Source organism: Patescibacteria group bacterium (assembly GCA_041661505.1).
GTDB lineage: Bacteria > Patescibacteriota > Patescibacteriia > Patescibacteriales > JBAZCA01 > JBAZCA01.
In genome coordinates this window covers 1-22,584 of record JBAZUF010000009.1, presented here as the reverse complement: position 1 = coordinate 22,584, position 22,584 = coordinate 1, and the positions used below count along the sequence as shown (strand labels likewise).

The 22,584-nt window shown below is 42.4% G+C and carries 41 protein-coding genes and 1 tRNA gene; all 42 read left to right on the top strand.

Annotation, left to right across the window (positions count from 1 at the left end; all coding sequences use genetic code 11):
* Positions 1-145 precede the first annotated feature (145 nt).
* The gene (gene rpsK / locus WC715_06205; protein MFA6172009.1) at positions 146-562 is read left to right on the top strand and encodes a 30S ribosomal protein S11; all 417 of its coding nucleotides are present in this window, start codon (positions 146-148) and stop codon (positions 560-562) included.
* A gap of 76 nt (positions 563-638) precedes the next feature.
* A complete protein-coding gene (gene rpsD / locus WC715_06200; GenBank protein MFA6172008.1) occupies positions 639-1,268 on the top strand; it encodes a 30S ribosomal protein S4 in 630 nt (209 codons plus the stop codon).
* A 39-nt stretch (positions 1,269-1,307) separates the two neighbouring features.
* Positions 1,308-2,129, top strand: coding sequence for a DNA-directed RNA polymerase subunit alpha (rpoA, locus tag WC715_06195; protein ID MFA6172007.1), 822 nt, complete (start codon positions 1,308-1,310; stop codon positions 2,127-2,129).
* A 40-nt stretch (positions 2,130-2,169) separates the two neighbouring features.
* A complete protein-coding gene (gene rplQ, locus WC715_06190) occupies positions 2,170-2,520 on the top strand; it encodes a 50S ribosomal protein L17 (GenBank protein ID MFA6172006.1) in 351 nt (116 codons plus the stop codon).
* 37 nt (positions 2,521-2,557) lie between these two features.
* Entirely contained in the window at positions 2,558-2,917 is a 360-nt protein-coding gene (gene rplM, locus WC715_06185) for a 50S ribosomal protein L13 (GenBank protein MFA6172005.1), read from the top strand.
* Between the two features lie 71 nt (positions 2,918-2,988).
* Entirely contained in the window at positions 2,989-3,450 is a 462-nt protein-coding gene (gene rpsI, locus WC715_06180) for a 30S ribosomal protein S9 (protein MFA6172004.1), read from the top strand.
* Positions 3,451-3,827: 377 nt separating this feature from the next.
* A complete protein-coding gene (locus WC715_06175) occupies positions 3,828-4,364 on the top strand; it encodes a hypothetical protein (GenBank protein MFA6172003.1) in 537 nt (178 codons plus the stop codon).
* A gap of 25 nt (positions 4,365-4,389) precedes the next feature.
* The gene (locus WC715_06170) at positions 4,390-4,554 is read left to right on the top strand and encodes a hypothetical protein (protein MFA6172002.1); all 165 of its coding nucleotides are present in this window, start codon (positions 4,390-4,392) and stop codon (positions 4,552-4,554) included.
* Between the two features lie 2 nt (positions 4,555-4,556).
* Positions 4,557-4,733 (top strand): hypothetical protein, encoded by a 177-nt coding sequence (locus WC715_06165; GenBank protein MFA6172001.1) that lies wholly within the window; start codon positions 4,557-4,559, stop codon positions 4,731-4,733.
* A gap of 129 nt (positions 4,734-4,862) precedes the next feature.
* The gene (locus WC715_06160) at positions 4,863-5,279 is read left to right on the top strand and encodes a hypothetical protein (protein ID MFA6172000.1); all 417 of its coding nucleotides are present in this window, start codon (positions 4,863-4,865) and stop codon (positions 5,277-5,279) included.
* Between the two features lie 9 nt (positions 5,280-5,288).
* The gene (locus tag WC715_06155; GenBank protein ID MFA6171999.1) at positions 5,289-5,807 is read left to right on the top strand and encodes a DUF1016 N-terminal domain-containing protein; all 519 of its coding nucleotides are present in this window, start codon (positions 5,289-5,291) and stop codon (positions 5,805-5,807) included.
* 96 nt (positions 5,808-5,903) lie between these two features.
* Positions 5,904-6,053: a hypothetical protein gene (locus WC715_06150; protein ID MFA6171998.1), complete on the top strand. Its 150-nt coding sequence runs from the start codon at positions 5,904-5,906 to the stop codon at positions 6,051-6,053.
* Positions 6,054-6,205: 152 nt separating this feature from the next.
* On the top strand, positions 6,206-6,523 hold the full coding sequence (locus WC715_06145) for a hypothetical protein (protein ID MFA6171997.1): 318 nt from the start codon (positions 6,206-6,208) through the stop codon (positions 6,521-6,523).
* A 2-nt stretch (positions 6,524-6,525) separates the two neighbouring features.
* Entirely contained in the window at positions 6,526-6,714 is a 189-nt protein-coding gene (locus WC715_06140; protein MFA6171996.1) for a hypothetical protein, read from the top strand.
* Positions 6,715-6,734: 20 nt separating this feature from the next.
* Positions 6,735-7,013, top strand: a complete 279-nt coding sequence (locus WC715_06135) for a hypothetical protein (GenBank protein MFA6171995.1) — start codon at positions 6,735-6,737, stop codon at positions 7,011-7,013.
* A gap of 7 nt (positions 7,014-7,020) precedes the next feature.
* Positions 7,021-7,091, top strand: a tRNA-Met gene (locus tag WC715_06130).
* A gap of 37 nt (positions 7,092-7,128) precedes the next feature.
* Complete coding sequence (locus tag WC715_06125) at positions 7,129-7,974, top strand: hypothetical protein (GenBank protein ID MFA6171994.1); 846 nt, start codon at positions 7,129-7,131, stop codon at positions 7,972-7,974.
* The gene (locus WC715_06120) at positions 7,971-8,258 is read left to right on the top strand and encodes a hypothetical protein (protein MFA6171993.1); all 288 of its coding nucleotides are present in this window, start codon (positions 7,971-7,973) and stop codon (positions 8,256-8,258) included. Before WC715_06125 ends, WC715_06120 begins: the two co-directional genes overlap by 4 nt.
* The gene (locus tag WC715_06115) at positions 8,251-8,451 is read left to right on the top strand and encodes a hypothetical protein (protein MFA6171992.1); all 201 of its coding nucleotides are present in this window, start codon (positions 8,251-8,253) and stop codon (positions 8,449-8,451) included. The genes WC715_06120 and WC715_06115 overlap by 8 nt, the downstream gene beginning before the upstream one ends.
* Positions 8,452-8,473: 22 nt before the next feature.
* Entirely contained in the window at positions 8,474-8,980 is a 507-nt protein-coding gene (locus tag WC715_06110; protein ID MFA6171991.1) for a hypothetical protein, read from the top strand.
* 2 nt (positions 8,981-8,982) lie between these two features.
* Positions 8,983-9,270, top strand: coding sequence for a hypothetical protein (locus tag WC715_06105; protein MFA6171990.1), 288 nt, complete (start codon positions 8,983-8,985; stop codon positions 9,268-9,270).
* 4 nt (positions 9,271-9,274) lie between these two features.
* Positions 9,275-9,415, top strand: a complete 141-nt coding sequence (locus WC715_06100; protein MFA6171989.1) for a hypothetical protein — start codon at positions 9,275-9,277, stop codon at positions 9,413-9,415.
* Entirely contained in the window at positions 9,393-9,836 is a 444-nt protein-coding gene (locus WC715_06095) for a hypothetical protein (GenBank protein ID MFA6171988.1), read from the top strand. The genes WC715_06100 and WC715_06095 overlap by 23 nt, the downstream gene beginning before the upstream one ends.
* Positions 9,837-10,103: 267 nt before the next feature.
* The gene (locus WC715_06090; protein MFA6171987.1) at positions 10,104-10,436 is read left to right on the top strand and encodes a hypothetical protein; all 333 of its coding nucleotides are present in this window, start codon (positions 10,104-10,106) and stop codon (positions 10,434-10,436) included.
* Between the two features lie 16 nt (positions 10,437-10,452).
* Positions 10,453-10,698, top strand: a complete 246-nt coding sequence (locus tag WC715_06085; protein ID MFA6171986.1) for a hypothetical protein — start codon at positions 10,453-10,455, stop codon at positions 10,696-10,698.
* A 4-nt stretch (positions 10,699-10,702) separates the two neighbouring features.
* Positions 10,703-10,945: a hypothetical protein gene (locus tag WC715_06080; protein ID MFA6171985.1), complete on the top strand. Its 243-nt coding sequence runs from the start codon at positions 10,703-10,705 to the stop codon at positions 10,943-10,945.
* Positions 10,946-10,950: 5 nt separating this feature from the next.
* Positions 10,951-11,244 carry a hypothetical protein gene (locus WC715_06075; GenBank protein MFA6171984.1) on the top strand — a complete coding sequence of 98 codons (294 nt, stop codon included), beginning with the start codon at positions 10,951-10,953 and terminating at the stop codon, positions 11,242-11,244.
* A gap of 2 nt (positions 11,245-11,246) precedes the next feature.
* Entirely contained in the window at positions 11,247-11,546 is a 300-nt protein-coding gene (locus tag WC715_06070) for a hypothetical protein (GenBank protein ID MFA6171983.1), read from the top strand.
* 13 nt (positions 11,547-11,559) lie between these two features.
* Positions 11,560-12,123: a hypothetical protein gene (locus WC715_06065; protein MFA6171982.1), complete on the top strand. Its 564-nt coding sequence runs from the start codon at positions 11,560-11,562 to the stop codon at positions 12,121-12,123.
* Entirely contained in the window at positions 12,120-13,772 is a 1,653-nt protein-coding gene (locus tag WC715_06060; protein MFA6171981.1) for a phage terminase large subunit family protein, read from the top strand. Before WC715_06065 ends, WC715_06060 begins: the two co-directional genes overlap by 4 nt.
* Positions 13,773-13,883: 111 nt before the next feature.
* Positions 13,884-14,111 carry a hypothetical protein gene (locus tag WC715_06055; GenBank protein MFA6171980.1) on the top strand — a complete coding sequence of 76 codons (228 nt, stop codon included), beginning with the start codon at positions 13,884-13,886 and terminating at the stop codon, positions 14,109-14,111.
* A gap of 290 nt (positions 14,112-14,401) precedes the next feature.
* On the top strand, positions 14,402-16,210 hold the full coding sequence (locus tag WC715_06050) for a hypothetical protein (protein MFA6171979.1): 1,809 nt from the start codon (positions 14,402-14,404) through the stop codon (positions 16,208-16,210).
* Positions 16,211-16,226: 16 nt separating this feature from the next.
* Entirely contained in the window at positions 16,227-16,535 is a 309-nt protein-coding gene (locus WC715_06045) for a hypothetical protein (protein ID MFA6171978.1), read from the top strand.
* A gap of 63 nt (positions 16,536-16,598) precedes the next feature.
* On the top strand, positions 16,599-17,483 hold the full coding sequence (locus WC715_06040) for a hypothetical protein (protein MFA6171977.1): 885 nt from the start codon (positions 16,599-16,601) through the stop codon (positions 17,481-17,483).
* Between the two features lie 12 nt (positions 17,484-17,495).
* Positions 17,496-18,524, top strand: a complete 1,029-nt coding sequence (locus tag WC715_06035) for a phage major capsid protein (GenBank protein ID MFA6171976.1) — start codon at positions 17,496-17,498, stop codon at positions 18,522-18,524.
* A 19-nt stretch (positions 18,525-18,543) separates the two neighbouring features.
* Positions 18,544-19,095 (top strand): transmembrane domain-containing protein, encoded by a 552-nt coding sequence (locus WC715_06030; GenBank protein MFA6171975.1) that lies wholly within the window; start codon positions 18,544-18,546, stop codon positions 19,093-19,095.
* 52 nt (positions 19,096-19,147) lie between these two features.
* The gene (locus WC715_06025; protein ID MFA6171974.1) at positions 19,148-19,633 is read left to right on the top strand and encodes a hypothetical protein; all 486 of its coding nucleotides are present in this window, start codon (positions 19,148-19,150) and stop codon (positions 19,631-19,633) included.
* 74 nt (positions 19,634-19,707) lie between these two features.
* Positions 19,708-20,349: a hypothetical protein gene (locus WC715_06020; GenBank protein ID MFA6171973.1), complete on the top strand. Its 642-nt coding sequence runs from the start codon at positions 19,708-19,710 to the stop codon at positions 20,347-20,349.
* Between the two features lie 9 nt (positions 20,350-20,358).
* Positions 20,359-20,868: a hypothetical protein gene (locus WC715_06015; GenBank protein MFA6171972.1), complete on the top strand. Its 510-nt coding sequence runs from the start codon at positions 20,359-20,361 to the stop codon at positions 20,866-20,868.
* 3 nt (positions 20,869-20,871) lie between these two features.
* Positions 20,872-21,591: a hypothetical protein gene (locus WC715_06010; protein ID MFA6171971.1), complete on the top strand. Its 720-nt coding sequence runs from the start codon at positions 20,872-20,874 to the stop codon at positions 21,589-21,591.
* Positions 21,569-21,988 carry a hypothetical protein gene (locus tag WC715_06005; protein MFA6171970.1) on the top strand — a complete coding sequence of 140 codons (420 nt, stop codon included), beginning with the start codon at positions 21,569-21,571 and terminating at the stop codon, positions 21,986-21,988. Before WC715_06010 ends, WC715_06005 begins: the two co-directional genes overlap by 23 nt.
* Positions 21,978-22,584: hypothetical protein (locus WC715_06000; protein ID MFA6171969.1), on the top strand; the 607-nt coding region annotated here is incomplete at its 3' end. The genes WC715_06005 and WC715_06000, both read left to right, overlap by 11 nt.

The following is a 22,584-nucleotide window of genomic DNA, read 5'->3' as shown; positions in this document are numbered from 1 at the left end:
GGCTGAAAAACCCGCGGAAGCGAAAGAAGACGCTAAAATTTTTGAAGCCGGCGAAGGCTCTTTATCGGCGGGCGATGATGAGCCCAAAGAACGCCGGGAAAGAAGAAATGATTTGGTTGAACTGCCGGACAGCGTAAAAGAAAAATTGGAAAAACAAAAAGCCAAAGGCCCGAGCCGCTCAAAAAAGAAAAAGGGCAAAAAGAAAGACAAGAAAGTTCCGGTCGGAAAGGCTTTTATAAAATCGACCTATAATAATACCATTGTTACTTTAACTGATTTAGGCGGAAACGTAATTTCCTGGGCTTCAGCCGGAATCGCCGGATTCAAAGGCCCGAAAAAAGCCACCCCTTACGCCGCCCAGATTATTACCCGGATTGCCTGTACTAAAGCCAAAGACGATTACGGGCTTAGGGAAGTAAGCGTATTCGTCCGCGGAGTAGGTATCGGGCGGGACGCGGCAGTAAGGGCCTTAAACGCCAACGGATTAATAATCACTTCAATTAAAGATATCACCCCCATCCCCCATAACGGCTGCCGTCCGAGAAAACCCAGAAGAGTGTAATCAATTATCAATAGACAATGTACAATTAACAATTAAATTGAAAATTGGTAATTGTAAACTGAAGATTGAATATAATATGGCAAGAAATTTAGATCCAAAATGCAAACAATGCCGGAGAATCGGCGAGAAGCTATTCCTAAAAGGCGCCCGCTGCGGTTCCGCCCGCTGCGGTATTGTTAAAAGAAATTTTCCTCCCGGCCCGCACGGAGCTAAAGGAAAGCCCCGGATGTCCGGCTACGGCGAACAGCTCCAGGAAAAGCAAAAAGCCAAAAAAACCTACCATCTTTTGGAAAAGCAATTTGTCCTTACTTTTGAAAAAGCCGGAAAAGAAAAAGGCGACAAAGGCAAGAACTTTCTTAGGCTATTGGAAACAAGGCTGGATAATACGGTTTACCGGACAGGCTTTGCCGATTCCCGCGATTTATCAAGACAGCTGGTTTCGCACGGCCACTTCCTTGTTAACGGAAAGAAAGTCAATATCGCTTCTTTCCAGGTGAAAACCGGGGACATAGTAAGCGTCAAAGAATCTTCCAAACGGCAAAAATATTTCAGGCAGTTATTGGAGAAAAAAGAAGAACAAAAAAATCCCAGCTGGCTGAACGTCGACAAAAAGGCCTTAAGCGCGAAAGTTTTGCACGCGCCGACCGACGACGATATCCCTTCAAATATCAATACGGCGATGATCGTCGAATTCTACTCAAGATAAATTAAATATTCCCAAGGAGGGAATTTTCAATAAAGATATATGGAAACCATAGCTTTACCACAAAACGTCGAATTTAAAAAAGGAACGGAAGCCCACGAAGGCCTGGTAGCGGTTTACCCTTGTTATCCCGGCTACGGGATTACTATCGGCAACTCGCTCCGCCGGGTGCTTTTGTCGAGCTTGCCGGGCGCGGCCGTTGTCGGGGTAAAGATTAAAGGCGCTGACCATGAGTTTATGTCATTGCCGCACATCAAAGAAGACGTTTTGGAAATAGTTTTGAATCTAAAAAGGCTAAGGCTGAAAGTTTTTTCCGAAGAGCCGGTAAAGCTGGAATTGGACGTCCATGGCGAAAAGAAAGTCAAAGCCTCGGATATCACCAAAAACGCCCAGGTGGAAATAATCAATCCGGAACTGCAGATTGCCAATATTACCGACATGGCCGGCAACCTTAAGATGGAGATATACGTTGCCCAGGGAAAAGGCTACGAACCGGTTGAAGCCCGCGAAAAGAAAAATACCGAGATTGGATATATAGAAATTGATTCGATTTTTTCTCCGGTTTCAAACGTTGGAGTCAACTTGGAGAATATGCGCGTCGGAAAAATGACTAATTGGGAAAAATTAAACATGGCGATCAGGACTGACGGGACGATTACCCCGGAAAAAGCTTTTCGCGACGCGACAAAAATTTTAATCAGCCAGTTTAACGCCCTGATTAATAAAGAGAATAAGGAAGCGGTCAAAGAAGATGCGGAAGAAAAGACGGAAGCTGAAGAGGAGACCCGGGAAGAAGCTGTCCCCGAGACGGCGGGCGAAGAAAAAGAACCGGCCAAAAAAAGAGGCCGGCCGAAGAAAAGCTAATTTTAGCAAGCCATGAATTAAGAATATTGGATTTAGCAATATGAGGCATCGAAATAAAATCAAATCCCTGGGAAGAAAGAAAGCGCCAAGAGAGCTGATGTTAAGGAATTTAGCGTCAAGCATTTTGATTTACGAAAAAGTAAAAACCACCAAAGCCAAAGCCCGGGCGGTAAAACCCCTTTTAGAGCGGGTAATTACTTACGCCCGAAAAAACGATTTAGCGGCCAAAAAGCGGATTATCGAAATTATCCCCCAGAAGCTGGCGGCCAAAAAGGCGATTGAAGTAATCGGAGCGCGCTATAAGGACAGAAAAGGCGGCTATACTCGGGTAACGAAGCTGGGAATGCGCCAGGGCGACGCGGCCGAAATAGTGCAGATTGAATTGGTATAAAAATGAGCCGCCGGAACGGCGGAGGAAATAAAAAAATATGGCAAAAAAAATCGAAAGGCAGCTGCATAAAATTGACGCAAGCGGGAAAACCGTCGGACGGCTGGCGACCCAGGTTGCTTTAATTTTGCGCGGAAAAAACCGGCCCGAATACACTCCCAACCTTGATGAGGGCGGAATTGTCGAAATTTCAAATATGGCCAAAGCGAAATTTACCGGAAAGAAGCTGGACCAAAAAAAATATTTCCGCTATTCGGGTTATCCTGGCGGACTAAAAACCCTTAAAATGCGCGACTTGATGCAAAAAAACCCGGGAGATGTTTTAAAAAGAGCCGTAAAGCAGATGCTGCCGGCTAACCGCCTCCGGAATGGCATGATGAAAAGGCTTAAGATTAAATAATTATCAATTGTAAATTTTCAATGATCAATTAATTGATAATTGAAAATTGGAAACTGAAGATTGATTATAATATGGCAGAAACAAAAAAAACAACCAAGGCTCCTATTGAAGAAGCTGAAGCCGTAAAGGATGAAGCGGAATTAAAGGGGCGATATATACCGACAATCGGCCGAAGAAAAAGGGCGATTGCCCAAACCCGCGCCTATGAAAACGGCAAGGGAATTATTATGATTAATGGAATGAAAGCGGCTGAATATTTTCCGGCCGGGCTTATGATGACCGTAATGCAGCCTTTGAAGCTTACCGGACGCAATAAAGATTTGGATTTTTCCATAATGGTATCCGGCGGCGGAAAATCCGGACAATCCGAAGCCGTGCGGCTAGGAATTTCCCGCGCCTTATTAAAAATCGATCCGGAAGTGAAACTGGCTTTAAAAGCCAAAGGCTACCTAACTCGCGACGCGAGAGAAGTAGAAAGAAAGAAGCCGGGCCTAAAGAAAGCCCGCCGCGCCCCGCAATGGTCAAAGAGATAACCAAGGGTATCTCAACGGAAGAATAAACCAAGATTGGCTAAAATACTCAAAGACATGTTCGTAAAGAACATGTCTTTTTTTATGTTTTTATTCTTTGGTCGGGGGTAGGACGAAGCTGTGGATAACCTCCGCGGCAGGACATGTTCGCACCATGCCTGCCTCCGACTAAGGAATAAAAAAAGAACCCCCGGATCGCGGGAGACGCGAACCCAGGGGCCCCAAAATGTAGAGCGCCAAAATACGACTAATGACTCATCTACGAACTGCACATTAACACATTTATATATTTTTATCAAGCAAAAAACAAAAACAAAAAAACTATGAAACCCCATGCTAAAAAGCGGTATTTAACCCGCAAGCGTAAAGTAAAAATCTTTATGCGCAAAACCATTATTTTAATTTCAGCCGTTGCTATTGGATCAGCCTTAATTGGCCACGCCGGAGTAAGGGCGGAAAAAGAAATCGATTATTTAAATCCGGCGCCCAAAGTTGAAATAAGAAAAGTCGAAGTTAAAGAAGAGCCGGTAACTTTAAACATAGAGCCTAAGGCCTACAGCAAGGTAATAATTACTTTAACCGGATCGATTGCCGCCAAGCTGAATAATCCCTGCAACCTGCGCTATGCCGGCCAGCCTAACGCCAAGAAAGGAAAAAGCGGCTTTGCTTCATTTCCCAACCCGGAATTAGGTTTTAGGGCCTGCATTAAGCAAATAGAGCTTGATCAGTCCAGAAAGCTCACCTTGGCCCAGTTTATAACCAAATTTGCCCCTCCGGTAGAGAATGACACGAAGAAGTATATCAGTTTTATCGAAGAGAAAATTAAGATGAGCCGCCACGATAGCATCGAGAAGACCGATTCGATTATTTTAGCCAAGGCGGTAGCGGAATTCGAAAGCCAAACCCGGGTAAATTAATTAGCTTTAAATAACCAATAATTATATGCGCTATATGCATTCAACCGGTTACTTAAACAAAAAGGATATCTTTTGGCGCGAGGCCATAAGGAAGATTGAAGGCAAAAAAGAATTGCCGGCCTGGTTTTGGATAGTAGGAAATATAATAATCTGGACCGGAGTATTAACGCTCGCCTATTTAAAATCTTAAATATGATCGCCAATAAGAACGCCATAAACCTAACTTACACCAAAAGACTAAGCGCTTTTAAAAAGAAGATTTGCCAAAACCCTAATTGCAAAGAAGTATATTATTCCAAAAAAAGCGATAAATACTGCCAGCCCTGCAAAGTCTTAGCCATTAGGGGAAAAATAAAGCGCGAGGTATGAAAAAACCGTATTGCTATAAAAAGCATTTTAACCAATCTAATTACGTCTGCACTTCGAGTTGCTTTTATCGTATTGAGTGCGGCGGCCCGGCTAACGTCTTAAAAATTAAAAGGGGCGTAATTAAAAATCATGTACCAAGTAGAAAAAAAATACAATAAGACCAAGACCAACTGGTATAACGGCAATGTTTACCATTCTTGCAAAGAAGCCGGACACGCCCGGGTTTTGGATCGTAAACTTGAAAAAGGTGAAATCAAGGATTGGGAAAGGCAATTTAAAATAGATTTTTTTATTGAACAACAGGAAGGCGCGGATAATCATGGATACTTAGGAAAAATACCGGTTTTAGTCGCCAATCCGGAAGACCGCAGATCAGCCAGTTTTCTTTGTAGATACTATATGGATTTTGTCGTTTATCACCATGACGGAATTATTGAATTTGTCGAAGTAAAAGGTTTAGTCGGAATGGACTGGAAAATGAAATGGACGATGCTTGAAAGCGTATTCGGAGATAATCCGGGCTATAAATTGACGATTGTCCGTTAAATAAACCATATGGACCAAAACGAAATTTACATCCAACTGGTAGAAGACTGCAAATCGATTATAGGGGAATCAGGCTATAAGCAAAATGTAAATACCCTAGAGTCGCGCTGGGAATTAGGCCAGGCCATAGCGGACGTTAACGACGAAATGGACCGGAGAAAGATTTACGGCCTTTCGGTAATTGACAATTTAAGCCGGGACTTAGGATCGGGATTTTCCGCGAGAAATTTAAGATACTGCGTTCAGTTCTATAAAAAATACAAGGAGTATAAGACATTTGGCAACGTGTTGCCAAATCTTCCGGAGGGCAAAAACACTACCTGGCGCGATATGTGCGAAAAGTACCTAAGAAGTGCCGCGGAAGACGCCCAGGAGGCCGGCAGAGGCCAGGATAGGCCCCCCAGAAGCGCCTTCAGGCTTAACGAGATAGAAGACGCCTTTAAAAATTTTGCCATTGATATTTTAGCTATTAGAGACTTGGAAGAGCGCGAAGACCAATGGGAAAAATTCAAGGAGTATTTTACTTAAAATATGTTTATTAAGGCGGGCCAGGCACGACAAGCATGTTTTGGCAGGCATCCGGGTCCTACCAAGGTATTCTGCCTGCCCACCTTAGTTAAACATATGTTGGATAAAGAAAAATTAGACCAGCTTATCAATCAAATTAAGGTATTTATTGAAATAATGCCGGATTATCATAAGCGAATCTATAACCCTGAATACAATAGGTTAGTCCAGGAAGCGGATAGGGAAATAGGTTTAATTGTTCATTAACAAGGCATGGGTTTCTTAATGGCTCTTGGATTTCGGCTCGTTAGTCGTCTCCGTCTACGGCTAATAAGAAACTACCAAACCATTACCCGGCCTTGTTAGTGAATAAAAAATTTTACATATTTTTAGCTTAATTAAATCTTAATGAAAAAGCTATGGGAAAAGAAATCACGGTTGACGGCCAAAAATACGTCCCGTCATCCGAAGCCATTAATTCACCGATTAAAATTGTTATTCTCCAAAGAGGCTGGATCATAATCGGCCGCTACTCGGAAGAGGAAAACGACATGTGCGTTTTAACCGACGCTTATGTTATCCGCGCTTGGGGAACTTCTAAAGGTCTAGGAGAATTAGCCCTGGAAGGCAAAAAAACCAATACTAAGCTGGATAAAACCGGAGTAGTGAGATTTCATAAACTAACTTCCGTCGGCATCATTGATTGCGAAGAAAAAAAATGGGCTGACGAATTATAAATATGGCAACTAAGCTTTTAGAGCAAGAAAGTTGCCAGGGGTTTGTAAATTTTGACGGCGACGGCGACGGCGACGGCGACGGCAACGGCGACGGCGACGGCGACGGCAACGGCGACGGCAACGGCGACGGCAACGGCTACGGCAACGGCTACGGCTACGGCAACGGCAACGGCAACGGCAACGGCTATTAACTTACTAACATAAAAAATTTATGGAACCGAAAACAACAACAGTAAACCCGGGAGCTCAATTTAATGGTCCTGATGACGGTTTAACTTTTGGAGAAAAGGCAGTCGGATTAACTTTTAACCCCGGGGGAGATCCGAAAGTAACCAAAATTAAAGAACTTTATGCCGCGATTATTGATAATTGCAATGTTTTGCGTATTGAAGCCGGCCAGGGAGAAAAAGCCAGGCTTTTATCGGTCGCCATCACCGAAGCCCAAACCGCGCAAATGTGGGCCGTAAAAGGGATCACCTACAAATATTAGTTTTGATCGCGGGATAGAAAAGCAGCAATTCGCCGGACTCATAACCCGGAGACGGAGGTGCAAATCCTTCTCCCGCTACAAAATTTAAATAGACGAAAACTTGTCGTATAAGTCTATGAAACTAAGAGATTTCCTAATACAGGTCGGAAGGCCTGTTAGCTATTACCCCAAATTGGCAAAATTCCTGGGCTCCGTTAAAGCTGCTATTTTTGTTTGTCAGCTGGGCTATTGGCTTGGCAAGGAGGGAGAAGAGGGTTGGATCTATAAATCGATGAAGGAAATGGGTGAAGAAACAGGATTAAGTCGGCATGAGCAGGACGGCGCCAGGCAATCGCTAAAAGGCTTTAATTTGCTTCAGGAGAAGCTTAAGGGAATGCCAGCGACTCTTCACTATAAAATTGATTGGGATCGCTTAAATGAGCAGTGGGAAAAGTGGGTAAATTCCGGTTGCCAAGATTGTACAAAACCGGCAATCCAGTTTGCCGAAAACCGGCAATCCAGTTTGCCGAAAACCGGCAAACTAGTTTGTGGGAAACCGCCAAACAAGTTTGCCGGAAAGGGACAAACTATATATGAACATAGATTACAACATAGATTACTACAGGAGAGGGCGCTTAAAAATAAAAAAAGCAAAAAGCAAAAAAGTTTAAAAGAAATGGCCAAGAAATTCCGATCGGAATACGGCGATAATCTTGTTGACGAGTTTTTGGATTACTGGACCGAGAAAAACGAAAACGGAAAACTTGAGCGCTGGCAGAAGCAGGATACCTTTGAAATATCCAGGCGCCTTAAAAAATGGAAATCAAACCACGAGAAGTGGGGCAAAGAAAATAAATCAAATAACGGGATAAAAATATTACGCGACGGATCTAAGGCTAAAAAGATATTTGGCGTTTGGTATGACGCCGATAACCCGGGAGTAAAAATAGACCTAAGCTATTACCCGGAATTAAAAGAATGAATTTTAACGAAATAAAACAACTGGCAGACGACGAAAAGGTTAAGCGGGGCTTTCCTTCCTGTTTTGGAAAATACGACGAAAACTGCCAATTTTGTACCAAAGAGTGCCGCTGTAAGTGGGACTGCATGGATCCGGGCGATAAAGCGCCAGAACCTAAAAGCAAAGCCAGGGCGATAATCGAACGCTACCAGTTAGAAAACCGAAGGGACGAATTAAATAAAAGCAAACAGTTCGAAGAAGCCCGGGAGATTGAAGCCGATTTAAAAAACCTAGCTTATGCCTAAAATTGAAAACTGCTATAAGTGCGACCGGCTGATATTCTTTATGCGTAAATTTAAAGGCGGGGCATGGGTACCGGTAGACGCGGAAGAAATTGAAATTATGGATTATTACGGCGAAGTAGTAAAAGGCCATCGGATGCATTGGGATACCTGCCCGGCTAAAAAGGAATATGAGCGTTTAAATACCAAGAGTTAATTTTTAAAAAAGAAGGAGCCATATGATCAAGATTTACAAAATTCTAAAAACCAATGAGCTTATCGCCGTTGATTTAGAAACCAACGAAGTTTTAAAAATGGTAGAGGTGAATTCCGAAGGGCAAGAGGCCGCCATAGGGGGGGGTATCACCAAGCCAGAGGAGAAAGAGGTTATATCCCCCAGGAAATTTAAAAAGCGCAGCTTAAAGCCGGTTAAGATAAAAAAAGAGAAGCCGAAGGAAAAGAACAAAAAATGTAGGGACTGCGGAGAGGAACCGGCAAAGGGGCGATATTTAAGCGGTGGTCTTTGTCCTAAGTGCTACGCAAGGAATCAGTACCGAAAAAAAGCAAAACAAAAATCCGAGTCAAAGAAAAAGGAAAGCGATATTTTAAATTACGATCCGGAAAAGACTTCAGCCGTTAATTCCTATTCCTGCAATGACTGCTATCACGATTTTAAATCGGTATTCGAACTGATAGACACCAAGTGCCCGGAGTGCGGATCGGTACACGTGAGCTTAAAAGAATAAATATGAAACTTGAAATCGGGCAGATGATAAAAACAAATTATAATACCGGACCATACGAAATAGTTAAAATAACGAGGAATTGCGACTGTCCGCATATAATCGATGTAATAAACATAATTGATCCGCCAAAAAGTAAATTGCATATTCACTTGGTTGTTAGGGAAGAGGATGGAAGGCTTGGTTGGCTTAATTGGTTCGACAATGAAACGCTTAATAGCGTCCGGCCTGGGATAAAAGACACAATAATTTTACTTGAAAATTGTAAGCCAGTTCAGCAATCAATATTTTAATTTTATGCTAGAACAACCCTCTTTACCATTGCCAAAAACTAGAGATCCGGAAGTTCAATGGATATTTGACATAATCGATCGGGCGGATAGGGAATACAAGTTAAAAAAAGAGCAAGAAAAATATGACATTAAAAAATTACACTAGCTCGGGGAAAAACACCTTTGAAAAAATCCAAAGGATATTAGCTACCCATGGCGCAAGTAAGGTTATGTTTGATTACCGGAAAGACGGAACGCTTGAAGCGATATCATTTGCTTTAGATCTGGACGGAAAAGTCATGGGATTCAGACTTCCGGCCATGGTGGAAAATGTCGTTAAAATATTATACGGCGGCGAGGATCGCTGGGGAAGGCCTAAGAAGATAACCGACGCCCAAAGAGAGCAGGCCTACAAGACCGCCTGGGCCAATATACGGGACTGGATTGACGCACAAATGGCTCTAGTCGATACCAGGCAGGTAAAAATCCATCAGGTATTTCTTCCTTACCTAGTTATGAAAGATAACCGTACCTTGGGCGATCATTTCGAGAGTAACCATAATTTATTAACCGAAGGAAAAATATAATTGCATGCGGTAGGAAAATAGAGGCATAAGGGTTTACTCTACCAATCCTACCTTTAAAATAAACTCAGTCGGCTAAAATAACCTAGCGAAAAACAAAGTGTCTAGATCTCAAGGGTATGACAACACGACCGCATGTGTTCTTTCCTGGATTAAAATAATAAGGGAAAAGGAAGTCTTAATTAAAAAAACCTTAGTCAAAAGCCAAGGTCGACAAGACTGCTAAATGTACCTTTTCCCTTAGATCAATTAAAAAATTCATATAATTTTATGGGATGCTACAAAACCACGCTTAAACAAGTATTGGCAAGAAAATTAATGACAAAAGAGGAGCTTACTACTAAAGGCCAGCTTATTTTTGAAACTAAGGGCTGGAGACAAAGAAAGGCGGCGATAGCTATCCGGGTAGCCAACCGGATCAAAAAGGTTAAAGAACGAAAAATTGAAAGGCTGGCAAAACAGGAAGTATACGGAGTATTACTGTCAAAAAAAATAAAAAGCCTGTCTTTTGCCGAGCGCCGACATTTAAGAAGACGGGCCAAGAGAATAAAATTTGCCAATTTGTTTAAAAGAAAAAAAGAAGTGGCAATGGTTAATAATTAATTTAGATAAAAAATTTATGGCAAATGATAGCTCAATCATGCTAAGCGAATCCCAGGAAATTTTAAGGCACAAAATGAATGTTGAAAAAAAAAAGGGCTTTATTAACAAGCTGATTAAATGGCAGGTAGCCGAGAAGATAATAATTATCCCGGTCTTAAGGCAAACCCATAACGCCTTAATCGCGGATATCACCTTAGACGAAGCCACTGAAGAGCAAATTTCCGAACTGCAGGGAATTTTAAATAAAAGCGATAAGAAATAATTATATGGGTTACTTTTTAGGGATAATCACCGGCTTATTAATTTCACTGATTTTAATCGTATTGGAAGTTTACTTAAACCAAAGAAATAAAAATATTGTAAAAAGGATCGTTCAAAAAACTGAAAAGCAAATATTGCCCCAAGTCCGGATATTTATACCCAAGGACGAACCGGACCAGGCCTTGGATGATTACATTAAAAAAAGCGACGCGCAAAATAAAGATATTAAATTAGACGATATAATTTAAAAGCTATGTTTAACAAAATGAAAATTGCTAATCCTTTTGGGAATAAAGGGCAAAAAGAAGAGTTTAAAAAGGAAGAGCTAAAAAGAATGGAAGACGCCCTTTTGGAATTAAAAAAATTTCAGCTGGAGCATAAAGTCAGGATCGTTCCCTGCATTCAGCAGACAGCCGATAACGCAAACTTACCTTCAGTAATTACCAAAAAAGCCTTATGGTATCTAAGGCCAATGTCCGAGCTGGAAATATCTGATCTGGAAAAGGAAATCCAAAACGAAGAAAACGCTAATTCCTATAAAGAATAATTATGTCAGAAACGTTTAAAAAAATTTGCCACGTCTGCCATGAGCCTTACGATTACCAGCTTAGGGTGATCTATAATCCGGACGGCACAACCGATTGCCGGCATGACGGCCAGTTTGTCGCCAGCAAATACGAAGTAACTACCAGACAAATTAAACAGGACCGGAAGACTTTTTCTAAGGATATTTTACAGCCTTTTCGAAAGGATGGAAGCGTAAACGATCACTTTAAAAAAGTGTATGGAAACGACCATCAGGCGTTTAAGGGCATGGGAAATAAAAAAAATATTAAAGATTTAGGCTAATTTTAGGGTAAATATGGCAACGATTAAACAAAAAAAAGTGTTTCAAAAAATGGTTGAAAATGGTGGAAGTATTCGCAAGGCAGCCAAAGAAGTTGGCTATTCTGATGCTATGGCAAATAATCCACAAAAAATTACTGAAAGTACCGGCTTTAAAGAACTCATGAATGAAGCGGGACTATCACACGAAAATCTTTTAAAAACCCATAAGGAGCTTTTATCTTCAGCCAGCTTAAATTGGGTTACTTTTAGCAAACCAAAAGGGAAGGGCTATAAACCTTTAAAGGACGAGGAAATAAAAATCATTGTCGAAAGCGCCCCGGGTTGTAAGTTGATTAGAATTATTAGAACCTTAGGCGAAGCGACCGCTTATTACCATTCACCAGATACGCGGAGCCGAAAAGAAGCCTTAAACATGGCTTATAAATTAAACGGAGATTACGCGGCAGAAAAGAAAGAGCATAGCGGAAAAATCCAGGTTGAATCCAAAGAACCGGCTAACCCCGAAGAGTATAAAGAGCTTTTGAAGGTAAAAGATAAATTTGAAAACGAGCTTAAAAAGAAAATGCAAATTCAATGAAATTATCCCAAGTATCAATCCACGCCTGGATGCTGGAAAATAACATTAAGACCGAAAGTGGAATGCCCCTGGACTTTAAAAATCATTTGTACATGTTTGATGTATATTCGGACCTGAGCCCTTTGCAGGCCATTATGAAAGCCGCCCAGGTTACCATGTCCACCGCGGCTACCCTAAAATCTTTATGGGTGGCCAAAAATATTCAGATGGATATGATCTATACCTTGCCGACTGAATCGGACCGCAACGCTTTTGTCGGAGGCAAGGTTAACCGGATGATTGCCCAAAACCCCATACTGCAGCGCTGGACGGCCGATAAGGACTCAATCGAGCAAAAGATAGTCGGCCAGAACATTATCCACTACCGGGGCACCTGGACGCAAAAAGCGGCGATCATGATTCCATCAGACCTTAATATTTATGATGAAGTCGATGCTTCCAAAGCGGACGTAATAGAGCAATATTCCACCAGGTTGCAACATTCCAAGTTTAAATGGGAATGGAGATTTTCCCACCCTTCAGCTGAAGGGACCGGAGTTGATAAATATTATCAGCAGTCCACCCAAAACCATTGGTTTATTAAATGCCCGCACTGTAATTATTTTCAATATATCGCCTGGCCCCATAGCATTGATCAGGAAAAGAAAATCTTTATTTGTAAAAAATGCAAAAAGGAATTATCCCCGGACGATCGGAGAAAAGGCCAATGGGTGAAGAAATATTCGAAAAGGGAAATATCCGGATATTGGATACCGTTGTTAATTTGTCCTTGGGTAAGCGCCAAAGAGATAATAGGCTATCAAAAGGAAAAATCGGAAGAGTACTTTTACAACAAAGTTTTAGGCTTGCCTTACGTCGGAGGAGGCAACAAACTTACCAAAGCTTATTTACTCCAGAACCTGACTAAAGATATCTTAACCCCGCCGAATAACGAAAGGATTGTGATCGGAATCGATACCGGTAAACACTTGCACTACGTTATCGGAGGAAAGTACGGAATCTTTTATTATGACGTAGCCACTCCGACGGAAGATAACGACAAAGACCCATATAACGATATCCGGGCTTTAATGAACCGCTGGCCTAAAGCTATCGCGGTAATCGATCAGGGGGGAGACTTAATCGGATCAAGAAAGCTTAGGGAGGATTATCCGGGAAGGGTATTTCTTTGCTCTTACGGAGCGGACCGAAAAACCAAGGAGCTGGTCAGGTGGGGAAAAAACGACGAGCACGGCGCGGTCATAGCGGACCGTAACCGGATGATTCAAATCGTAGTCGATGAATTTATTGATAAAAGAATTCCCCTGCAGGGTACGGAAAAAGACTTTTACGACTATTGGCTTCACTGGAATAATTTAACCCGGGTAAAAGAAGTTGATCCTAAGACTAACGACATTAAAAGAAAAATCTGGGTGAGAAGCGGGGATGATCACTGGGCCCACGCTACCGTATATTGGAGAGTCGGGGTAAGCCGCTTTGGATCGGAAGACGGCAAGGTATTAATGGGCGCTAGTCCTTTTAAGAACATGCCGGCCGCCCCGGAGATAATGCCCGGGGGAATAGTCATAGGGAAGCATCCTAATCCTCAAAGGCATATGGATAAATTTATTGAGCAGGACGATAAAAGCGACTGGAGGGATATTGATTGATTACTAAGGCGATGGTGCAGCTTCGACCTTAAGCCTAAGCTTCCCTCCTTGGCTTAGGTAGTAGGGAAAAAAATAGTAAGCTGCACTATCACCTTAATAATTTAAATCTTTATGTTTGACCCCCGCCAAAAACAATTGATAATTAAAGCCGTAGACGGCCAAATTGGCTCTTTAAAGGAGATTAGGCATGAAGTATCCAACCCGCCCTTTTCCAACCGCCAGAACGCCAAATTCGCGTCCAGGAAGCTTATCGGAAAGTTTAATGAGGAGATACTAGAAAACAACCGGCTTTTAGAGTATTTAAAAAATAACTGGGAGGACGCTTGCGCTACTTTTTAAAATTTGTTATTATGTCAAAAGAGCAAGAAAAATTAGAATTTACCAGCGCGGAGATTGCGTTGATAAAATATATTAGAGATTTGAAGTTTGGAAAATTTACGGTCCAGGTCGCTAATAGTCGACCGATTGCGATTGAGCACTCCGTAAGGAAAATAAGATTTACAACTGAATAGCCGAGCAATTCTCGGTATAGCCTGAGCGAATTAAAGCAGGGCATTCGTCTAATACAAACGTAAGCGTTATTATTTTGTATTGGGCGAATGCCCTTTTTTTATTGTTTAACATTATTTATGAGTTTACTTTCTGGATTTTTTTCTCTAGCTAAAAATTTCAATAAGTCAAAAGGCGACAGCGGCGAACAAACCGAAGGCGTCATTTCTGATTTTCTTCCCGAGCTTAAATTGAATATGGAAGATTCGGAGCTTATTTCTTTATCCACCCAATGGCAAGGAGCTTGGAAGGATGAACAAGGCAACCTAGAAAAAAGGCAGGAACAAAATAAAAATTATTGGCTGGGCAAACATTATTCTAAAGCGGAAGACCTGGGCGACGCCAAACCTTTAGCCGATAACCTTATTTTTGAATCACTGGAAGCTTTTCTTCCGGTAGCTACTAAGCAGCGCCCGGAACCTTTAGTAGTATCCGATAACTCAAAAGAAGGCGAGGATATATCCGGCAAAGTCCAGAAAATGCTTATTTATCAAGCCGACACCCAAAAGCTTAAATTGAAAATTAAGGGAGCGACCAGGCATTGGGCCATAAACCTTTTAGGGGTGGTAAAAGTCGGCTGGTCAGAAAGAAAGAACGACATCGATACCAAGGTGATCAGCCCTAAGGATCTTATATTGGATCCGGACGCGACAATCGACGAGGATGGCTACACAGGAGAATACATCGGGCACTACCGCAAAGACTCAGCCAGCAACCTTATAAAAAGATTCCCCAAAAAATCCAAGTTTATTAAAGACCTGGCTAATGGAAAAATGGGAACCAAGCTTAAATATATCGAATGGTGGACCGCTGAATATACTTTCTGGCGCTTAGGATCGGAAATTTTAGATAAAATAAAAAATCCTCATTGGAATTATGACGATGAAAAGGAAGTGACTGACGAACTAGGAGGGGTCACTAAAGAAAAAGTTGAAGGCAATAACCATTTTACCGCGCCGGCCATGCCCTTCATCTTTCTTTCAGTTTATAACTTAGGGGAAAAGCCTTTCGATATTACGAGCATCATAGAACAAAATATTTCCTTACAGGATTTAATCAATAAAAGATTAAAACAAATTGACAAGAACGCGGATAAGACTAACGGCGGAATGGCCATATCGGGCCAGTATTTAACCGAAGAGCAGGCCAAAAAGGCCAGCGAGGCGGTGAGAAAAGGCGGAACCATTTATCTTAGTGGGGTGGATGACATTAGAAAAGCCGTTATTAATCTTCAGGTCGCGGCTCTTCCCGCCATTGTATATAACACGCTAACCGATTACCGCGGCGAATTAAGAAATATTTTCGGTACCCGGGGCTTAACTTCGCAGGGAATCAGCCAGGAAAAAACCGTAAGAGGTAAAATTATCGCCTCCGGAGTGGATAACGAAAGGGCCGGCGGGGGAATTTCTGAATATATTGAACAATTTTCCGACCAAGTTTTTAACTGGTGGACTCAGCTTATTTATGTTTATTACGACGAAGAACATACCGGATCAATCATCGGAAAAGACCGGGCCCGGGAATACGTTATTTTAAAAAATTCAGATTTAAACCGGAAAATTTTAGTCAGCGTAAAGGAAGGCTCGATGATTCCTAAGGACAGCTTATCCAAGAGAAACGAAGCAATCGAATTATATACCGGAGGCGCCCTAGATCCGATAACCTTATTTGATAAATTAGAATTTTCCGATCCGAAAGAAGCGGCCCTAAAGCTTTTCTTATGGAAAACCAACCCGATGCAGCTTTTATCCGGAGACTTATCCTTACCCACTATGCCTTTAATGCCGGGCGCGACTCCGACTCCAGGACAGATTCCAGGCGGTCCGGAAGGCCAGCCCCCGGTTGAACAGGGCGGAGAATCGCTATTAGCCCAGGTGCCAATTCAATAATTAACCATATAAATTTATGTACGACGATTGCCTTTCAAGCGAAAGCGAATATAAAAAACAGCAGGAGGCGGTTAAAAACCGGATCATGTCCGCCGCCAAAAAATCCGACAGCCAGGTACTAAAATCCCGGGCCAAGGTGATGGAGGCTAAGACCGACAAGATGATCAAGGAAAATTGCCGCTTGGCTGAAATGCTTTTTATGGAAAGCATCGAGATGTACGAAAACGGCGATATGACTTTTAAGGAAATGATTGACGATTTAACCAAGGCCTTAAAGGCAGTAGAGAGCAAATTCGAAACAAGCGAAAAAAAAGAAAAAAAGTAATTGTTATTTAAAATATATAATTTCGTTCTCGGGAGCGAGCTTAAATAATTCCCTGCGTAAAGTATGTTAGAAAAAAACATTGACGACATCCAACGGGGCGATCAATTCTTATCATTTGGCACTGTAGCTAAGGATGAGGAAGCCCCCAAAGAGCCGGATAAAGAGGAGAAGGAAACTCCTCCCTCCCCGTCAGAGGAACCAAAACCAACGGAAGACACACCGCCATCGCATCAGGGCGGAGAGGGTGGCGCCCCAAAGGAAGAGGGCGAAAAACCGAAAGAAGAAGGAGAAGAAGACAAGGGGAAAAAGCCACTTAGTACTGATGATGATAATGAGAAACTTCCGTTTCATAAGCATCCACGTTGGAAAGCTTTAAACGATGATAAGCGGCAGTTAGAAGAAACTGTCGAAGATCTTAAGAAAAGGCTTGAGGAAACCGAACAAAAAGTTTCCAAGCCGCGTGAAAGTGAAGATAAAGCCCCCGATTGGTTTGTCAAAGCTTACGGAGACGATCCGGAAGAGTACGAAAAATTCAAGTCCATGGAATCCCATATTAGGGAAAAGATTAAAGGTGAGATATCAGACGACTTGAAAAAATCGGAAAAAACGGAAGTCGATTTAGTAAGCAAATGGGAAAAATGGATTGATACCAACCTTCAAAAACTGGAAGAGGACGGCAAAGAGTTCGATAAAAACGAGCTTCTAAAAGTATTAGACGAATACCGGCCGACCGATTCCAAGGGTAGCCTCGACTTCAAAAAAGCTTTTGAAATTCTTGACCTTAGGAAAAAAAAGGAAAAGGAAGAAAAGCAAAAAAAGTCCGAAGTTAAAAAGAAGGTAGCATCAGGCACCATCGACCAGGGCAAGCCGATAGACAGCTCTAAGGAGACAATCTTGACTCCGGCTGATCTAAGGGGAAAAAGCTTTCACGATTTAATTAAATCGTAATTGTAAAAATTTATGACTTGGGGAAATAGAGTCACAACCACTACCCAGGATTATCTCATGCCTAAGCTTGTAGATACCATTTTGGGCAGTAACGTATTATTTACCCGGTTTGTCAGCAAGGCCAAAAAATGGAGAGGGGAAAAGCTTAAATTTCCGGTCAAGTACGCTAAGAACGTTACCGGCGGATCCTTTGCGGGCTTTGACACCTTTTCCGTTGAGGCTACTAACAATCGGGTGAATATGGAGTACGAACCTAAATTCTATAAAATCACCGTAGCCCTGCCTTTGGATGAATTATCGGTTAACGCGACTGAAGACAAAGTTTTGGATTTGGCCGCCACCGAAATTGCATCCGCTACGCAGGATATGGCGGATGATTTAGGGACTATCTTTTATTCGGATGGCACCGGCAACAATTCCAAGGATCCTTTGGGGTTAGCTGCTTTGGTTGACGACGGGACCACCGTCGCCACTATTGGAGGATTAAGCCGCGCCACTTATACGACCTTGGCTTCGACTAAGACCGCTTCCGGCGGCAGCTTGTCTTTAACCAAGATGTCCACCCTTTACCGGGCCTGCGGATCCGGAGCGCAAAAACCGACTATTGGCTATTGCAATGAAACCGTAGAAGGCTTATATGAATCCCTTTTAGAACCGGCCGCGAGAATCGCCAGGGACGTTTCCACTATGAAGGGCGTTAAAGAAATAGTTGGAGGAGCAGGGTTTACCGCCTTTTTCTATAAAGGCATGCCGATACTGGCTGATGAGAAAGCTACCGCTCAAACTTTGATTTTCTTAAATGAAAACGAGATTGATTGGTACGCTTTGCCGGTATTCGACACCCAGCCGATCAAATTTAAATCAGCGAAAATTGAAGGCAACGATTACGACAGCATTCCTACTGGCCTTGGATTCAGCTGGTCCGGATGGATTAAGCCGGCTAACAGCGCAACCTTAATTTGCCACATCTATTTGGGCGGTAACCTGGTTACCAAAAATCCTAAGAGACACGGTAAATTAACCGGAATTACGACTGTCTAAAAAACCTTAAATTAATTTTATGCTTAAAGGAAACCAAAAAGGAAGTACGCGCGCAATAGCGGCCGCCGTTATAGGCGCACTGCTGTTGTTCGTCATAATCGGCGTATTTTTCTTTAGTAAAGGCGGCGATGACGGATTTCCTGCAATAGATAAGGCAATAGGCGCTGTAGGCAATTTATTGGCCGAAGATTATTTGCCTTATATCCGTCATAACGACGGCTACAAAAGCGCAAAAGACATAACCACCACCGGAACTTTAACCGCTGAACAAATTACCACTACTGATGATATGAGCGTAACTGATGATTTAGCCGTTAGCGGAGATTTGTCTTCGATAGGAACTACTACTCCATCTCTTACCAATAGTGCTCCGCTTTTAGTGGGGACATCTTCGCCTTCGGACATGAACGCAAAAGCAGAATTTTATGATACTGGAACAACTACAGTATCAATTGATTCCAGTCATGCCACCCGCGGCGGATGTATTAAAATGAAAGCTATTGGAGGCGCTTATGTTTATTGTACGGTAGCAGGAACAACCTTTAGTTGCAGCGCAACTTCTTGCGAATAGCAATTAAAAGGTTATAAATTCAAATCTTTAATTAAATAACTTAAGTAAATTTATGGCTCACTTAACAGGATACACTCAAGTGTTTGCCGGCGATACCTCAGTCGTAGATACTGCCGCCCAACATCCTTTGAGAACTCGGGCTTTTGACACCGAAGGAAACGAATATATCTACCTGCAAGGGGTTGCCTCTACCGTCCTATATAGTCCGGTAGTTTACGACGAAGCCGGCCTTACCGTTTTGGCTGATTCGGCCGGCACCGCTCCGTCCAATGAAGGACCGATCGCCGTTGCCCAGGCCGCTATCGTAGCCGATCGTTATGGTTGGTATATGATCCACGGAAAAACTTACATGATTTCCGGGGATGTAGCGGATAACGGACAAATTTATCTCACTACTGGCGCCGGAACGGTTGACGACGCTGACGTCGCTCAGGCTTTAGTAATTGGAGCTTGGGCCAGAGGCGCGGACGACTCAGACAATACCCGGGTATTGGTACAGATCAATTATCCGATGGTACATCGCGCAGCTATTGATTAAAAGCTTTTTAGAAGGCTCGCTTTATATCGGGCCTTCTTCTAAAGAATTTAATTTATAAACCTTAGTTAAAAACTATGAAAAAAGACAATTTAGTCCTTTTCACCAATTGGACTGACGAAGACTTCAAGATCACCTTTAACAATGTGCCTTACGAGTTTAAGGCCGGAGAATCGGAATATATCGAGGCTCCCGTAGGCAAACTATTTGCCAAACACCTTATTGACCGGGAGCTTAATAAGCAAAATATTCCGACTTCACACCCAATGAGGGAGGAAATGGAAGCCAAGTGCTTAAGCACTCCGGTAAATATACCCGAAGAAGATGAGAAGGAAGAAAAGGGCGAAGATACCAATCCGGAAACCGCGCCGGCCAGCGATGAAGTCCCCGGCGAGGAAAAAACTGATGAGGAAGAGTTTGATGGCTTAAAGGAAGGTGAACTGGATCCTATTGATCCGGAAAACGAAAATAAAGAGCCTGGCGAGGAAGTCGACACGCCTCCGGAAGGGACCGGAAAAGAACCTATTGAAGACGGCGAAACCGGCGAGGAAAAAACTGATGAGGAAGATCTCGGGGAAGAAACGCCCAAGCCGGTTGATTATGAAGCCATGACTAAAAACGAATTGATTAAAGTTGCCAACGAAAAAGGAATTGAAACCAAACCGGCTATGACCAAAAAGGAAATAATCGAGGCTTTAAATAATTTAGCCACTGTTTAATAAAATCATATGAAAACATTAAATAGGCTATTAATATTTCTGGCAATAATCCTAATTTTTATATTTGGAGCGCTTTTATTTCCGCGCTCAACCGCTCCGGCAAAAACTGCCGATCAAAAAGTTGGCGGAGGTATTACAGTTAATACCTATAAATGTCACACCGCTACCACGACTCCGGAATTTATGACCACCAGCACGGCTACTTCATCCTGCATAGTGCTTGACCTGGATAACGCCAAAAAGGTTGATTTAAGGTTTGCGCTTAAAGCTTCCACTACCAATTCGGTTTTACACCGGAAAGTTTTTGTAACCAACGACGATGCCGGGCCCACCAGAAATTGGTATGAAATAACCGGCAGCGCGGCCAGCTGGACACCGGCTAATAGCGTAGCCTCAACCAGCTATATGAATTTTCCTTTAACGGACCTATCGGCCAAGGCGATAAAAGTTGACTATTCGGTCGGCGGCGCCAACGCCGGGGTATATCTCGAAGCGGCCAGGCAAAATAACCTTTATTAGTTTATGAAGCTTTTATCCTCAAAAGAAATAAATAAAAGAAAAAACGCGGAATTGGACGAACTGGATCGGAAGAAGAGAAGGATTACCAGTTATATCAATACGGAATTAAAAAAGATTAACGAGGTTAACGTTAATCTTGATCCGGAAAAAAAGAAAAAAAGAAAAGAGTTTGAGGATTTTTGCCGGGGCATACAGTTTAAAAAAGCCAACTTATTAGAGCAGCTGGCCGAACTGGAAACCCGAAAGGAAATTTCCCAAAGGTCGCTGGATAACGTAAGGGATGAGATTTATTTTAAGCACCAGGAGAATAAAAGCTTAAAATTTAAGCTCGAGCAGAAAGAAAAGGAATTGGAAACTGATCGGAAGCTTATAAGCGAACAACTGCGGTATGTCAATAAAAAAATAGAAAGTATCGCCAGGCAAGAAAAAGAGCTTATCGATAATAAAAAGATTATTAAAAACAGCCTGGAATTTGTTAAGGGAGAAAGGAAAAAGCTTATAGGGGAAAGAAAGGAATTCGAAAAAACGGTAAGCGTTAAAAAGGAAGAGATAGCGGAAGAAAAGAAAAAAATCGAGGAGGTTAAAAAATCCAATCAAATTATTAAAGAAGCCTTAATCGAGCAACAGTCTCAGATTGAAAAAGAATGGATAAGGATCAGGGACGAAAGACAAATGCTCGAGCGGGCCAAAGCCGAGATATATGGCAGGAGCAAAAAGAGATGAAAACGCAATAGCGACATTGCTTGGGGTAAGCAGTGTTGATGATTTAACTCCGATAGCCATCGGAGCGGATCCAACCACTAAAAGGCTTAAAGTGGACGGTATTACCGAGGAAAGCGGCCATGGGGTAGTCGGAGATAATACCGCTACCGTAGTAACGGCCGCAACCCGGGTACAGCTTCCGGATGTTTCGATTAAAAGAGTGATTGTCCAAGCCCACGAAAATAATGCAGGGACTATCGTAATCGGAGGATCAACCGTTGTTGCCGCTTTAGTCGGGCGCAGAGGCGTAGCCCTTTATAATACCCAATCTTATGAATTCAAGGTTAATAACTTGAATTTGCTTTATATAGACAGCACAGAAAGCGGAGACAAAATAAATTATTACTATGAAACTTAATTTTTCTTTTTTAAACAAAAAAACTTTATTTTTAGGATTAGTCGGTATTCTATCGACCGTACTTTCATTTTATATTTGGAATGCCACCGTTGACTGGAGAATTAATAAAGTCGTAAACAAGATTATTACCGAAAAAAGCGGGAACGAAGTTCTTGGTACGAACGGACTCTGGTATATAAAAAACGGCGCTATCCGGCCGGTCGTTAATTCTTGGAGTTTAGGCTCGGAAGATAGCCCCTTAATTGAGGGTAATTTTACCCACTTAAGAGCCTCTACAACGATTTTAGACACGGTTTACATAGAAAATGCCATAAAGCCCGGTCCGCTAAGCATAGCGACCACTACAGCGCCTATAGTTGACGTTAATTTCGAGTATGACGAGAACACAGGGATAGATTGGGTAGCCAGCGATAAAATGAGCCTAATGACCGGTGGGAGCTCGAGGTTAACTGTGGACTCATCCGGCAACGTCGGGATCGGGACGACCAGTCCGCTAAGTGCTTTGCATGTGGTAAAAGCTACTGAGCAACTAAGATTGGGTTATGATTCTTCAAATTATACAAGCTTTACTTCAAATGCGTCAGGACTAACTATCG

What these genes read in the sequence shown, in the direction of transcription:
- rpoA (MFA6172007.1), top strand. Translation starts at nt 1,308, where the DNA reads ATGGAAACCATAGCTTTACCACAAAACGTCGAATTTAAAAAAGGAACG.
- WC715_06045 (MFA6171978.1), top strand. Translation starts at nt 16,227, where the DNA reads ATGTACGACGATTGCCTTTCAAGCGAAAGCGAATATAAAAAACAGCAG.
- WC715_06175 (MFA6172003.1), top strand. Translation starts at nt 3,828, where the DNA reads ATGCGCAAAACCATTATTTTAATTTCAGCCGTTGCTATTGGATCAGCC.
- WC715_06090 (MFA6171987.1), top strand. Translation starts at nt 10,104, where the DNA reads ATGGGATGCTACAAAACCACGCTTAAACAAGTATTGGCAAGAAAATTA.
- WC715_06015 (MFA6171972.1), top strand. Translation starts at nt 20,359, where the DNA reads ATGAAAACATTAAATAGGCTATTAATATTTCTGGCAATAATCCTAATT.
- WC715_06010 (MFA6171971.1), top strand. Translation starts at nt 20,872, where the DNA reads ATGAAGCTTTTATCCTCAAAAGAAATAAATAAAAGAAAAAACGCGGAA.
- WC715_06105 (MFA6171990.1), top strand. Translation starts at nt 8,983, where the DNA reads ATGAAACTTGAAATCGGGCAGATGATAAAAACAAATTATAATACCGGA.
- WC715_06120 (MFA6171993.1), top strand. Translation starts at nt 7,971, where the DNA reads ATGAATTTTAACGAAATAAAACAACTGGCAGACGACGAAAAGGTTAAG.
- WC715_06165 (MFA6172001.1), top strand. Translation starts at nt 4,557, where the DNA reads ATGATCGCCAATAAGAACGCCATAAACCTAACTTACACCAAAAGACTA.
- WC715_06170 (MFA6172002.1), top strand. Translation starts at nt 4,390, where the DNA reads ATGCGCTATATGCATTCAACCGGTTACTTAAACAAAAAGGATATCTTT.
- WC715_06115 (MFA6171992.1), top strand. Translation starts at nt 8,251, where the DNA reads ATGCCTAAAATTGAAAACTGCTATAAGTGCGACCGGCTGATATTCTTT.
- WC715_06145 (MFA6171997.1), top strand. Translation starts at nt 6,206, where the DNA reads ATGGGAAAAGAAATCACGGTTGACGGCCAAAAATACGTCCCGTCATCC.
- rpsI (MFA6172004.1), top strand. Translation starts at nt 2,989, where the DNA reads ATGGCAGAAACAAAAAAAACAACCAAGGCTCCTATTGAAGAAGCTGAA.
- WC715_06100 (MFA6171989.1), top strand. Translation starts at nt 9,275, where the DNA reads ATGCTAGAACAACCCTCTTTACCATTGCCAAAAACTAGAGATCCGGAA.
- WC715_06050 (MFA6171979.1), top strand. Translation starts at nt 14,402, where the DNA reads ATGAGTTTACTTTCTGGATTTTTTTCTCTAGCTAAAAATTTCAATAAG.
- rplQ (MFA6172006.1), top strand. Translation starts at nt 2,170, where the DNA reads ATGAGGCATCGAAATAAAATCAAATCCCTGGGAAGAAAGAAAGCGCCA.
- WC715_06085 (MFA6171986.1), top strand. Translation starts at nt 10,453, where the DNA reads ATGGCAAATGATAGCTCAATCATGCTAAGCGAATCCCAGGAAATTTTA.
- WC715_06020 (MFA6171973.1), top strand. Translation starts at nt 19,708, where the DNA reads ATGAAAAAAGACAATTTAGTCCTTTTCACCAATTGGACTGACGAAGAC.
- WC715_06040 (MFA6171977.1), top strand. Translation starts at nt 16,599, where the DNA reads ATGTTAGAAAAAAACATTGACGACATCCAACGGGGCGATCAATTCTTA.
- WC715_06075 (MFA6171984.1), top strand. Translation starts at nt 10,951, where the DNA reads ATGTTTAACAAAATGAAAATTGCTAATCCTTTTGGGAATAAAGGGCAA.
- WC715_06025 (MFA6171974.1), top strand. Translation starts at nt 19,148, where the DNA reads ATGGCTCACTTAACAGGATACACTCAAGTGTTTGCCGGCGATACCTCA.
- rpsD (MFA6172008.1), top strand. Translation starts at nt 639, where the DNA reads ATGGCAAGAAATTTAGATCCAAAATGCAAACAATGCCGGAGAATCGGC.
- WC715_06030 (MFA6171975.1), top strand. Translation starts at nt 18,544, where the DNA reads ATGCTTAAAGGAAACCAAAAAGGAAGTACGCGCGCAATAGCGGCCGCC.
- WC715_06055 (MFA6171980.1), top strand. Translation starts at nt 13,884, where the DNA reads ATGTTTGACCCCCGCCAAAAACAATTGATAATTAAAGCCGTAGACGGC.
- WC715_06070 (MFA6171983.1), top strand. Translation starts at nt 11,247, where the DNA reads ATGTCAGAAACGTTTAAAAAAATTTGCCACGTCTGCCATGAGCCTTAC.
- WC715_06035 (MFA6171976.1), top strand. Translation starts at nt 17,496, where the DNA reads ATGACTTGGGGAAATAGAGTCACAACCACTACCCAGGATTATCTCATG.
- WC715_06125 (MFA6171994.1), top strand. Translation starts at nt 7,129, where the DNA reads ATGAAACTAAGAGATTTCCTAATACAGGTCGGAAGGCCTGTTAGCTAT.
- WC715_06160 (MFA6172000.1), top strand. Translation starts at nt 4,863, where the DNA reads ATGTACCAAGTAGAAAAAAAATACAATAAGACCAAGACCAACTGGTAT.
- WC715_06065 (MFA6171982.1), top strand. Translation starts at nt 11,560, where the DNA reads ATGGCAACGATTAAACAAAAAAAAGTGTTTCAAAAAATGGTTGAAAAT.
- WC715_06155 (MFA6171999.1), top strand. Translation starts at nt 5,289, where the DNA reads ATGGACCAAAACGAAATTTACATCCAACTGGTAGAAGACTGCAAATCG.
- WC715_06150 (MFA6171998.1), top strand. Translation starts at nt 5,904, where the DNA reads ATGTTGGATAAAGAAAAATTAGACCAGCTTATCAATCAAATTAAGGTA.
- WC715_06080 (MFA6171985.1), top strand. Translation starts at nt 10,703, where the DNA reads ATGGGTTACTTTTTAGGGATAATCACCGGCTTATTAATTTCACTGATT.
- WC715_06060 (MFA6171981.1), top strand. Translation starts at nt 12,120, where the DNA reads ATGAAATTATCCCAAGTATCAATCCACGCCTGGATGCTGGAAAATAAC.
- WC715_06135 (MFA6171995.1), top strand. Translation starts at nt 6,735, where the DNA reads ATGGAACCGAAAACAACAACAGTAAACCCGGGAGCTCAATTTAATGGT.
- rplM (MFA6172005.1), top strand. Translation starts at nt 2,558, where the DNA reads ATGGCAAAAAAAATCGAAAGGCAGCTGCATAAAATTGACGCAAGCGGG.
- WC715_06110 (MFA6171991.1), top strand. Translation starts at nt 8,474, where the DNA reads ATGATCAAGATTTACAAAATTCTAAAAACCAATGAGCTTATCGCCGTT.
- WC715_06140 (MFA6171996.1), top strand. Translation starts at nt 6,526, where the DNA reads ATGGCAACTAAGCTTTTAGAGCAAGAAAGTTGCCAGGGGTTTGTAAAT.
- WC715_06095 (MFA6171988.1), top strand. Translation starts at nt 9,393, where the DNA reads ATGACATTAAAAAATTACACTAGCTCGGGGAAAAACACCTTTGAAAAA.
- WC715_06005 (MFA6171970.1), top strand. Translation starts at nt 21,569, where the DNA reads ATGGCAGGAGCAAAAAGAGATGAAAACGCAATAGCGACATTGCTTGGG.